Below are 12,808 nucleotides of genomic sequence, written 5' to 3'. Positions count from 1 at the left end.
CGCCTATCCCCTATAACCAACGCTGGCAGCTTGATAGCACTGCGTTACGCCCCCTTAGAGCGAACCCGAAAGGATGAGTAGGATGCTGCGCTGCAAACCCCAGACGAACCTGAATGCTCCACGTCGCGATGGCGAGTTGTCGATGTTGCGGCTCAAGCCGCTGGCCCAGGCCATTGCCCTGCTGATGGTGGCTGGCAATGCCCAGGCGGCGACCGCGTTCAGTTCGGCCTGGTTTGCCGCCAAGGGCGCGTCCCCTGCCGGTGGCGCGGCACGGCCCACGACGGCGTTGCCAGGCATGCCGCCGCCCTTGGCCCAACAGCAACGGGCCAATGCGCAGTTGCAGCGTTCGTTGACCAACCTCAACAACACCGTGGCCGCCATCGCGGCCCAGCAGGCGGCGCAAGCGGCAGGAAGGCAGGCCGCGTTCGGGCAAATCCAGACCGTGCCCGACGGCTTGGGCGAGGGCGGGCTCAAGGTCGATAACAGCCTGACCCAGGGCTGGCTCAACGCCAAGGGACCGCAGCAGACCCAGGCCGGCGGCAAGACCACGGTGAAGATCGAGCAGACCGCCGACAAGGCGATTCTCAACTGGGAAACCTTCAACGTCGGGCGCAACACCACCGTGGATTTCCAGCAGCAGTCGGACTGGGCCGTGCTCAACCGGGTCAACGATCCGCAGGCGCGACCGAGCCAGATCCAGGGCCAGATCAAGGGCAACGGCACGGTGATGCTGGTGAACCGCAATGGCATCATTTTCAGCGGCAGCAGCCAGGTCAACGTGCGCAACCTGGCGGCGGTGGCGGCCAACATCAGCGATGAGCAATTCAGCAAGCGCGGCTTGTACGTCGATGCCACTGGCACCCAGCCGACCTTCACCGACGCGGCGGGCAAGGTCGAAGTGCAGCAGGGCGCACTGATCGAAACCCATCGTGCCGCCACCTCCACGGCGGGGGGCGGCTATGCCTTGCTGCTGGGTAGCGAAGTGGAGAACGCCGGCTCCATCATCACCGCCAAGGGCCAGACCACCCTGGCGGCAGGCGACAGCTTCTACATCCGGCGCGGCCAGGGCACCAGCGGCAACCTGCGTTCCACCACCCGTGGCAACGAGGTCGCGACATCCCTCAAACCGGGCAGCAGCGCCGGCACGGTGATCAACAGCGGCCTGATCCAGGCCAGCACCGGCGACATCACCTTCACCGGACACCGGGTCGAGCAGAACGGCGTGGCCGTCGCCACCAGTTCAGTGGACACCCGCGGCACCGTGCACCTGCTCAACGCCTTCAGCGACAGCACTGGCAGCGTGACCCTGGGGCTGGGCAGCGCCACGGCGGTGTTGCTCGACGCCGCCGGCGGCAGTGCCCTGGACAGTCAGCGCAATGCCGGACCGGCCGGCCTGGATGGCACGCCGAACAACCTGATCACCGGCCAGTTCAACAACCTCAGCAGCGTGGTCGACCGCACCGATCAGTCGCGGGTCGAGATCGTCAGTGGCGGTAGCGTTGACTTCCAGAACGGCTCCATCACCCTGGCCACCGGCGGCCAGGTCGCGGTCAGCGCCGCCGGGCGCAGCCTGGTGCGCGATGGCGCGGTGATCGACGTATCCGGCGCCATTGGCGTCAAGGTGGCGATGGAGTCCAACTCCATCAAGGTCAACGTGCAGGGCAATGAACAGCGCGACGCACCGGTCAACCGCGAGGACGGCAAGCTGACCAACAACGATGTCTGGGTGGATGTGCGCGACTTGATCTACGTGCCGGCGGGCACCAATGGTTACGCCACCGACCGTTGGTACACGGCGGGTGGGCTGTTGGAAGTCGGCGGTTACTTGGGGACCCGGGGCCACAGCGCCGGTGAATGGGCTGCTCAAGGCGGCACCCTGACGTTCACTGGCAACGACGTGGTGACCCAGCAGGCAGCGCAACTGAACCTGTCTGGCGGTACCCTGGATGTGCAGAGCGGCTACTTGCGGCAGTCCTGGCTCAAGGGCGCTGATGGGCGTTTGCATGAATTGTCCAAGGCGCCGGGGGACATTCTCTACACCGGTATCTACAAGGGCTACGAAGACCACAGCCAGCGTTGGGGCCAGACCGATTACTACTACAACCCGCTGATTGCCCCACGCGAGCGTTTTGAAGCCGGCTACACCGTCGGCCGCGATGCCGGCAAGCTGGTGGTGTCGACCCGCAACGCGGTGCTGGAAGGCCAAATCGTTGGTGAGGTCTACCAGGGTGAACGCCAGACTCAGGCGCCGAATCTCAACCTCGACGGTTACCAGCAATCGCAAAATGCCGTGGCCCGACGGGCGCAGTTGTGGGTGGGCAGCTACACGCCGATCTATGACAAGACTGCAGGCGTGATCAACAGCGGTTTGAACCCCACCTTCGATCAGGTCACCGTCGGCAAGGTGACCGACAAGATTGCCGCGGGCCAGGACCTGACCTCGGTGGTCGACACCGATCGGCAAGGCAAGCTGGTGCTGGATAACGAACTGCTCAATGGCTTTCAGCTCGGCGCGGTCAAGGTGGCGGCGGCAGAAGGTATCAAAGTCGATGGCACGCTTAAAGTGGCCGATGGCGGCGACATCACGCTTTATGCACCACAGGTGGAAGTCAACGCCAACCTGACGGCTCGCAGCGGTCGCATTGCCTTGGGTAACGTTCTTAAGCAGGTCAGAACCGATAACTTCCAGATGGGAGACGTCGTGCTTTCGCCCGCCACCGGTCAGCGTGCCGGGGTCACGTTGGGCGAGGGCGTGATGCTGAACACCGCTGGGCGGTGGAGCAATTTGCTGCTTGACGGCAACGACCGCCAAGGCCTGCCGTTCCTCAACGGCGGCACGGTGTCCGTGCGCAGCAGTGGCGACATTGACGTTCGTCAGGGCAGTCGGATTGACGTCAGTTCCGGTGCTGCGGTCATGGCCGATGGCAAGACCCGCGGCGGCAAGGGCGGTGACCTGACCCTGACCGCCAGTACCGGCGCATCGTCCGATAACGGCGCCTTGAACCTTGACGGTGAACTGCGCGGCACCGGCGTGAATGGCGGCGGGACCTTGACGCTGGCGGCCCATAAAGTGCTGATCGGCGACAGCGGCTCGCCGCTTGAACCGGGCACCCTGCAACTGGGCGGAGACTTTTTTGACAAAGGCTTCTCGGCCTATGACATCACCGGTAACGAAGGTCTGACCGTGGCCGACGGGGCCCAGGTCGATGTGACGATGCCGGTGTACCGCTTTGGCGAGCAGGCGTTGAACACCGGCAGCGGCGCGGAGCCGGCCGATGCGTTGCAGCGCTGGACGCCGGAGCTGTACCAGGAAGATGCGATCAAAGGTGTCATGACCCAGCGTCGCGGCGCGAGCCTGAGTCTCACTGCCGGTACCGCGAACTCCAGCGCCGCCGACATGGCCAGCACGGTGTTGAACCTGGGCAAGGGCAGCGTGGTCAGCGTCGATCCGGGCCAGGGCATCGATGTGCGCAGCATCGGTCAACTGACCGCCAACGGTACCCTTAATGCGTGGGGTGGGCGGGTCAGCCTCACCGGGTTGAGTGTCATCGGTGCGGAGGGTGAAGCCGTCAACGCTCAGGGCCACGGTCGCTCCATCTGGCTGGGCGAGCAGGCTCTGATCGATGTCTCCAGCCGGGCCGTGACCGCCCAGGATATGCGCGGTCAGACCTATGGCCTGGTACGTGATGGCGGGCAGATTGTCATCGGCGGCCAGATCGACGCCGAGAAAGGTTCGGCTTCCGCATCCGAACTGTTTGTGGTGGTGCGCGAGGGCGCGCGTCTGCAAGCGGATGGCAGCCAGGCCGTGCTGGATATTCCCGGACAGGGGCGCACCTCGGTGGCGAGCAATGGCGGCAGCATTTCCCTGGCGTCGGCCAATGGTTTGTACCTGGATGGCGCATTCAGCGCCCATTCGGGCGGGACAGGGGCGGCGGGCGGCAAGTTGTCGGTGGCATTGGAAACGCCTTACTACGTGAAGAACGCCGCCAGCGACCGAGCGATGAAGGTGCGTGAGTTGGTGTTGGGACAGACCGCGCCTGCGAGCTTGCTGGAGGGTAATGCCGAGACAGCGGCGGACTCGTTGGTTTACGGCCACGGGCGCTTGGGTGTTGATCAGGTCCAGTCGGGAGGTTTCGACAGCCTGGCGCTGTTGAGCAATGGACTGTTGAGCATCGATGGTGACGTGTCGCTGTCCCTTGGCCAAAGCCTGAGCCTGTATGCCCGCAACTTTGTCACGAGTGCAGCCGCGCCAAATACCCGGGCTCAACTCAATGCTTCCCATGTACTGCTGTCGGGCCCCGCGGCCAACCTTCCAAACAAGGATAACTACGTCCGACCGGTGGTCGACGGCGGCGTATCATTGCAGACGAACAAGGCCGTGTTTTCTGTCAACGCAGACCTGTTGGATGTGCAGGGTAACGTGACGTTCAGCAGCAAGGGGACCGTGCGGCAGGCCGACGGCAGCACCGTCGAGTTGGAGCGCACAGGTTTTGACCGGGTTCAGTTAAGCAGTCGGGGAGATGTGCGATTCCTGGCCGGGTTCTCGAACGAAGGGTTGCCTTTAGGTTTCACAACTCAACTGGTGACGCCTGCGGACATGGTCCTGCAGGCCGCCCAACTGTATCCAGCGACCGGCGTAGGCGCTCGTGTTTTGGCAGGGTATGGCTGGGGGCGCGATCCCGTTAACAACATCCCTCTCTACGATCCGACGCGCAGTCTGGTTATCGGCCGTACCACCCAGGTCGTCCCCCAGGTGCCTTATTCGGTGTTCGGTCGCTTGCAATTGGGCAGTGCGAAGATCGAACAAGGGGGTGTCGTACGGGCTCCGCTTGGGCTGCTTGAAGTCGGTACAAATGATAGCTCGGCGGGCATATCTGCCCGGCTGGACTTGTTGCCGGACAGTTTGACCTCCGTCAGCGGCCTAGGGCTGATCCTGCCTTATGGCGGTACTGTCGATGGGCAGAGTTACCAGTACGCAGGCAAAAAAGTCGTTCTGCTGGGGCAAGGCGCAGTGCCCTCCGACAATGGTGACCTCAATGTCGGCGTGATTCTGGGGGGGCAGTCGGTGGTTGCTCAGGAAGGCTCGGTACTCGACCTCTCGGGGGGGGGTGACTTGCTCGGCGCCGGGTTTATCTCTGGCCGAGGGGGTTCCACCGACGCGCGTTTCAATCCGCTGGTACAAATCGGCGCGAACGGCGGTTTTACCTTGCCGGGCCTATCCAGCAACCCGGTCTATGCCATCGTGCCGGGCAACCAGAGCCAATATGCACCAGTCGCCCCCGAAGGCGGCGCAGTGGACCCCAGGGTAGGCCAGCAAATTACCATTGGTGCTGGCGTTCCGGGATTGGCCGCGGGCACCTATACCTTGATGCCCTCCACCTACGCCTTGTTGCCGGGGGCGTTCCGGGTCGAAGTCAATGGCCTGGCGGGGCAGGGGGTGGCAACGGCTGCGCAACAGATGCGCAACGGCTCCTGGACCACCGCTGGGGTACTGTCGGTGGCTAATACCGGGCAGCGCAACAGTTTGTCCAGTCAGGTCATTCTGACGTCGGGAAATGTGCTTCGCCGCTACTCGCAATACAACGAAACCAGCTACGCCCAGTTTGCCGTGGCCGACGCCGGACGCCTGGGTGTCCCCAGGGCTTTATTGCCAGTGGATGCCAAGACTTTGAAGCTGAACCTGGCCAGGGGCGCTGGGGATCAGGCGTTCTCCTTCAAGGGTATTGGCAAGTTCGCGCCTCAGACGGGTGGATACGGCGGTACCGTTGCAGTGGTGGGTGGCACCGGTAGCGCACTGGAGGTAGTTGCCGACGGGCGCGGGGCCACGGCCGGTTTCGAAGGTGTGACCCTCAATGCCGCAAGCCTCAATGCATTGAACGCCTCGCGCCAAGTGATCGGCGGCCAGTTTTCAATTCTTTATGGCCAAGGAGGTAACTACGTCACGCCACAAAGGGTCTCCCGCAGTGTGACTTTGCGTGAAGGCGCGACTCTGGCGGCACCGGAGGTTTTCCTGCTGGCCGACGGGGGCGAGCTGTTGGTGGAACAAGGCGCCGCCATCAACACCCTCGGGCAAGGCAAGGCGGCGTACGATGCCCGTGATGGCTTTATCTATAACCTCAATGTGAGGAACCAGAATTACAATTTGCTGGCGGCTTCCAACGGCTTGCTCAACGTGCTGGCTCCGCAATCGGGCTCCACGGGTTCGGTCAGTATCGGCGGTTGCAGCCTGACACCGTGCACAGGCGTGACGAAGATTCACTCTGAAGGCAGTATCGTCGCCGCCTCGGGCAGCAGCCTGGAACTGGACGACCAAGTGCGCTATGGCACCCGTCACCTGACGCTGGCCCTGAGCAACATCAACGTTGGCACCGCCCAGGCCCTGAGCGCTGCGGCAACGCACCAGGTCTTGCCGGCGGGGCTGACCCTGAGCCAGACCGTGCTCGATCGCCTGTTGCGCGGGGACACCGAGTACGGTGCTCCGGCCCTGGAAACCCTCGAACTGTCGGCCAGTCAGGCGCTGAATTTTTACGGTACCGTCAGTCTCGACACCTATGACCCGACAACAGGCAAGTCGCGCCTGAATAATCTGATGCTCAGCACCCCTGCCATCTATGGTGCCGGTAGCGCCAACGATGTGGCGACCATTCGCACCACCAACCTGATCTGGAACGGCGCTGTCGGCGCGCCGGGTCCGGTGATTGCCGGTGGGGCCGGTACCGGTGCCGGTCGCCTGGACATCCAGGCCCAGCGCATCGAATTCGGCTACGGTGACTTCGCCCAGCCCAGCTCGGTCACCACCCTGGACCGCCTGGCCCTGGGATTCGCCAACGTCAACCTCAGCGCCAGCGAACGCCTGACCGCCAATCACAAGGGCAGCCTGGCGGTGTATCAAAGCCAGGGCGCCTATGACGCAAAAACAGGCTACGTCTACAGCGGCGGCAACCTGAATATCCTCACGCCGTTGCTCACGGGTGAAGCCGGATCGGTCAACCGCATTACTGCAGGCGGCGTGGTCAATGTAACGGGCACAACCGCTAAGCCTGGCGCTGTCTCCGGGCTAGGGGGCGAGCTGTCCCTCAAGGGCGCGAGCCTCAACCTCGCCAGCGCAGTGGTGCTGCCCAGCGGCAAGCTCACCCTCAGCGCGACGGATGACCTGACCCTGACGGATGCGGCGCAGATCGACCTGGCTGGGCGCGCAGTCACTTTCAACGATGTGACGCGTTACAGCGCCGGTGGTGAGGTGATCCTGCAAAGCCGCAACGGCAACATCCGCCAGGCGGATGGTTCAAGCATCGACCTCTCGGCCCGTAACAACCAGGCTGGCCGGCTCAGTGCCGTGGCCCTGGACGAGGCCGCCGGGATCGTTGATTTGCAGGGTCGGATTCTCGGCAGCAGCACGGGCGAATATGACGCCGGCGGCACCGCCATGCCGTACCTGGCCGGCGGTGTAGAAGTCCAGGCTCAGCGCCTGGGCGGCAACGGCAGCCTCAGCGAGCAGTTCGCGGCCTTGAACCAACGATTGGATGATGGACAGGTGTTCGGTTCCCGTGGCTTCCAGCTCAAACAGGGCGACCTGGTGATCGGCAACGAACTCAAGGCCTCGACCATCAGCGTGTCGGTCGACAATGGAAACCTGTTGGTCAATGGCAAGGTAGACGCCAGCGGCGAACGGGTCGGCAGCATCCGGCTCGCCGCCGGGCGGTCCCTGACCCTGGGCAGCAGCGCGGTGCTCGATGCCCACGGCAATCGCCTGCGTGTAGACAGCTACGGCAAGATCATCGACTCACCGAACCGCGCCATGGTCGACCTCACCTCCCGGGGCGGCGTGCTGACATTGGCCGACGGCGCGCGCATCGATTTGCGCCATGGCACCGCGGCGCCTGCGGGGCAGCATGATGGCCGCGCTCGCGGCACCCTGGAACTCAATGCCCGGCGCGCCGGCCCGGATGCCACCCACGGTGACATCGCCATCGACGCCAGCGGCAACCTGGATATCCAGGGCGCGCGGTCCATCGCCGTCAATGGTATGTGGCAATACAACGACGCAGCTTTTGGCAGCGATCCGGCGGCCAGTGGCCGTCCTTATCAGGTCATCGACCAGGCCTACCTGGATGGCAAGCATCAGGACAGCCTCGCCTTCATCAACGCGGCGCTGGCCAACAGCGATTTGATGCAACGTAGACTCGCCGGCCTGAACAACGCCCGTTACGCCGATGCGTTCCACCTGCGGCCCGGCGTCGAGATCGTCAGTGCGACGGCCGACGGTGACCTGGTGGTGCAGGGCGACCTGGACCTGTCCGGTTATCGCTACGCCAGTGTCAACCCGCACACTCGGCAAACCGCCGTGTACGGCTCCGGTGAGGCCGGCGCGCTGACCCTGCGCGCCGGGGGCGACCTGAGCATCTACGGCAGCATCAACGACGGATTCTCTCCGCCGCCCGCCACTCAGGATGACAAAGGCTGGGTGTTGCTGCCCGGCATCGATTTCACCGGTGGCGACATCGTCGTCCCCGGTGCCGGCGTGACCCTGGCCGACGGTACGGCGTTCCCTGCGGGAACCACGCTCAACTACGACTTACCCATCAAAAACGTGACCCTGGCGGCCGGCACCCGGTTGCCAGTGGCGGCGATCCTGGAACAACCCTTGGAACTGCCGGCCGGCACGGTATTGGCGGCTGCGGTGCACGACGCCTCCGGCAACCTGCTGTTTGCCGCCGGCACTTTGCTGAGCCGGGCCCAGACCCTCGAAGCCGGCTCGCAGTTGGGCGCTGGCAGCGTGTTGAGCGGCGCCACCGCTTTGCTCGGTTTCACCTGGCCCAAGGGCGTGGCGCTGCCCAACGTGGCCGACGCGGGCAATGTCCAGAGCAATATTCTCAAGCTGGACGGCAGCCTGGCGCTGAACCGTGGTTCGCTGATCCCCTCGGGCACCGATGTGAAGTTGCCGGATGGCGTCGAGTCGATCCAGCTACGTCCGGAAATCGCCGGCAGCAATGGCCGCATATGGGCTATCGCCCCGATGCTCGCCGAGGGTTCGCAATCCTGGTCGCTGCGGCTGGTGGCCGGGGCCGATACGACGGCGGCGGACAGCAGGATCGTCCAGCCCGATCCGGTACAAGGCGACTTGCGTCTTGCCGATAGTCACTACGGCATGTTTGGCAAATCCGTGCCGGCCAAGGGCACCTATCAGTGGACTCAACTAGGGGTCGATGAGCTGGCGGGCGCGGGGTTCACGGTAGAGCTTGGCCAAACCGTTGACCTGGACATCGTGAGCAATTTTGGCTACGACTCGGTTGACGCCTTCTGTGCGGATTTCGCCGGTATTTGCGCGCTTCAAGCTTCTTACAGATGGACCAAGGCCGCGGAGGAGGAATTGGCAGGTTCCGGCTTTGAGGTCAAGGCCGGCGAGCTGATCAGCCAGGCCGCTGCGCAGTTTTTCCAGTTTGATTCGGTTCAGTCACTCTGCGACGCGGCGCCGAGTGTCTGTGCTCCCGCAGATGTGGAGTATCAAGCGGTTGCCGGCAGTGTCCGTCCGAGCGTCATCCGCACCGGCACCGGCGACCTGGAGCTGCTCAGCGGTGGCAACCTGCGCATGGATTCGTTGTTCGGCATTTACACCGCCGGCACCTCGTCGGCACCGACGTTCCCAGGCGATCCCTACAACCAGCCCAAGGCCCTGGGTGCCAACGGCAAGGTGCTCACCGACGAGGATGGCAGTAACGAAAAGCTGGTCGATGGCGGCGCTGAAAGTCTCTATCGCGCCTGGTATCCGGACGCGGGCGGTAACCTGTTGCTTAAGGTCGGCGGTGACCTCAGTGGCAACCTGACGGCGCCTGTCAACTCTAGCGGGCGACCGAACCCTACCGACATGGGCCAGGATTCGGCCAATGTAGGCAATTGGCTCTGGCGCCAAGGCAATGGTGATTCAGCGAGCAGCCAGCCGACCGCCTGGTGGATCAACTTCGGTAGTCATACCGCGTCGACGGTGTCGGGTGGCGCTGATCAAATGGCCGCTTTCACCGGGTTCGGGACTTTGGGTGGCGGTGATCTGGATGTACAGGTGAAGGGTGACGCGGGGGTGTTGAACCGGCTCGCCGGTAACGACTTCAACTCAAACATCAACCCTCGTAGCCAGGGGCTGCTGTTGGCGGTGGGCAGCACCGGACGTGTGGGCTCTGATGGCAGCCTGCAATTGACCGGCGGTGGCGATCTCAACCTGCGTGTGGGTGGTGTTTTGAATCCCGAGAGCTCGTTCACCATGGGGCATCTCAACGGCGCGGTCATCAATTTGCGAGGACACGCCCAAATCGATGGTGGTGCCATTGGTCGTATCGACCTGCTCTACGGCAACAGTGCCCCAGTGCAATCCCCTGGAGAAACACGGGCCTACGACTCCTTCAAGTCCACACGAGGAGCTGCAACCGGTGGACTGACCCTCATGCCTGGTGATGCTACCTTCGATCTGCGTACGTTGGGCGACTTGGTCGTGATGGACGTTGCCGACCCAGGCCGGGCGCCGATGATGAGCGTGTCGCCCTTCAAAAATGGTGCGACTAACGGCTCGGGCGTGAGCTGGTTTTCGTTGTGGACGGCTAATACTGCGATTGATCTCTGGTCATCGGGGGGCAATCTGACGCCGCTGATGTCTGGGGGCGAGACGGACTTGGCGGTAGTCTACCCATCGATTCTGCGGGCCGTTGCGGCCAGTGGCAGTCTTTACTACGGCCAGGCCAAGGTCGCAGGCTCCGGTAACTCCAGTAACGGCTATCGCTCAGCCTTGCTGCTTGCCCCCGGCATCAACAGCGAGTTGCAGTTCCTCGCGGGTGACTCCATCTATGGCGGTGACCTGACGGTCAGTCGCTCTGGTGCCTCGTCCACGGCCATGGCCACACCATTTCGGCCGGCCTTCATGGGGCTTGTCGGTAACACTGTGGTGGTCAGTAATCTCTCCGTCGATGCCAATCGTGTCTCTATAGGCGCAAATACATTGCCGTTGTTTGCTTTTGACAGCAGCAGCGCGTCCGACGAATGGGCGAGCAACACCGATCCTGCCCGTTTCTATGCGCTCAAGGGCGACTTGCTGGCCGTCAATAGCGGGCGGACGATGACGTTCACCACCCCGAATGACAGCCGATTCGGCCAGACTTATTACGAAGGAACCGGGTCGGTGTGGATGATGGCCGGGCGGGACATCGTCAGTAGCGGAACACCGCTGAGTGGCGGCCAGGGTGGTGAGTTTGTCACGGGGCAGTACACCAGCGCCGGCAACCTCTTCATCCACAACAACCCCACCGACATCTCCATCGTGTCAGCCGGGCGCGACATCCTCTACAGCAACTTCAACGTCGCCGGTCCCGGCCTGCTGGAAATCACCGCCGGGCGCAATATCCTGATGGACGACAAGGTCAGCATCACCAGCCTCGGCGCCGTGGTGCCGGGAGATTCGCGCCCTGGCGCGAGCCTGGTGCTGCAAGCTGGCGCGGGCCTCAACGGCGCGGATTACGAGCGCTTCGTCAAGGCCTACCTGGACCCGGCGAACCAGGCCCTGGCCGGTGTGCCGCTGGCGAACCAGGACGGCAAGGTCGCCAAGACCTATGAAACCGAATTGGTGGATTGGCTGGAGAAGCGCTTCGGTTTCAGCGGCGACACCGAGCAGGCCCGCAGCTACTTCGCGGCACTGCCGGCCGAGCAGCAGCGGGTGTTTGCCCGCGACGTGTACTTCGCCGAGCTCAAGGCCGGCGGGCGTGAGTACAACGAAGTGGGCGGCGTGCGCCAGGGCAGCTATCTGCGGGGCCGTGAGGCTATCGACTTGTTGTTCCCGACCAAGGACGTGGCGGGCAATCCGATCACCTACAAGGGCGACATCACGATGTTCGGCGGGGCGGGGGTGCACACCGATTTCGGCGGCAGTATCCAGATGCTGACCCCGGGCGGCGGCCAGACTTTCGGCATCGAGGGCAACGCGCCGCCGTCCACCGCAGGCGTCATCACCCAGGGTGAGGGCGATATCCAGTTGTATGCGCAGAACAGCATTCTGCTGGGGCAGAGCCGGATCATGACCACCTTTGGCGGCTCGATCCTTGGCTGGTCGGCCAAGGGCGATATCAACGCCGGTCGCGGTTCGAAGACCACCGTGGTGTATACGCCGCCCAAGCGCCTGTACGACACCTGGGGTAACGTGACGCTGTCGCCGGCGGTGCCGAGTACCGGTGCTGGTATTGCCACGCTCAACCCGATTGCCGAAGTGGCGCCGGGGGATATCGACCTGATTGCGCCGCTGGGCACCATCGATGCGGGCGAGGCGGGAATCCGGGTGTCGGGTAACGTCAACATCGCGGCGTTGACCGTGGTGAACGCGGCCAACATCCAGACCCAGGGCAAATCCACCGGCGTGCCGCTGGCGGCCTCGGTGAACACCGGGGCCATCACCTCGGCCAGTTCGGCGGCGTCTTCGGCGACGCAGGCGGCGGAAGACGTGGCCCGTCAGCAACAGAATGCGGCGCGGCAGAACCAGGCGTCGGTGTTTACCGTCCAGGTGGTGAGTTTTGGCTCCGAGCAACTGGCCCCGTCCCGCGACGGCGCCAGCCGCGAAGCGCCTCGGGCCTACGACCCGGCCAGCCCGGTGCAGGTCCTGGGTGCGGGGCCTTTGGACGAACAGAACCGCCAGCGGCTGACTGAGGAAGAGCGGGGGCGGTTGAGTTTGTAAGGGGGGCAGGGAGGTTGGCTGTGCCGGCGTCATCGCGAGCAAGCTCGCTCCCACAGGTGATCTTGGGTGTTCATGAGTCTTGTGTTCACCACGGGCCCACTATTG

1 protein-coding gene is annotated in these 12,808 nt (G+C 63.8%); it reads left to right on the top strand.

All coding sequences use genetic code 11. From position 1 onward, the window contains the following. Positions 1-82 precede the first annotated feature (82 nt). On the top strand, positions 83-12,703 hold the full coding sequence (locus BLT00_RS04550; RefSeq protein ID WP_092145857.1) for a filamentous hemagglutinin family protein: 12,621 nt from the start codon (positions 83-85) through the stop codon (positions 12,701-12,703). Positions 12,704-12,808: the final 105 nt, after the last annotated feature.

Origin of the sequence: Pseudomonas sp. NFACC51 (assembly GCF_900103575.1) — a bacterium.
GTDB lineage: Bacteria > Pseudomonadota > Gammaproteobacteria > Pseudomonadales > Pseudomonadaceae > Aquipseudomonas > Aquipseudomonas fluorescens_Q.
This window is presented reverse-complemented; position numbering and strand designations above follow the sequence as displayed.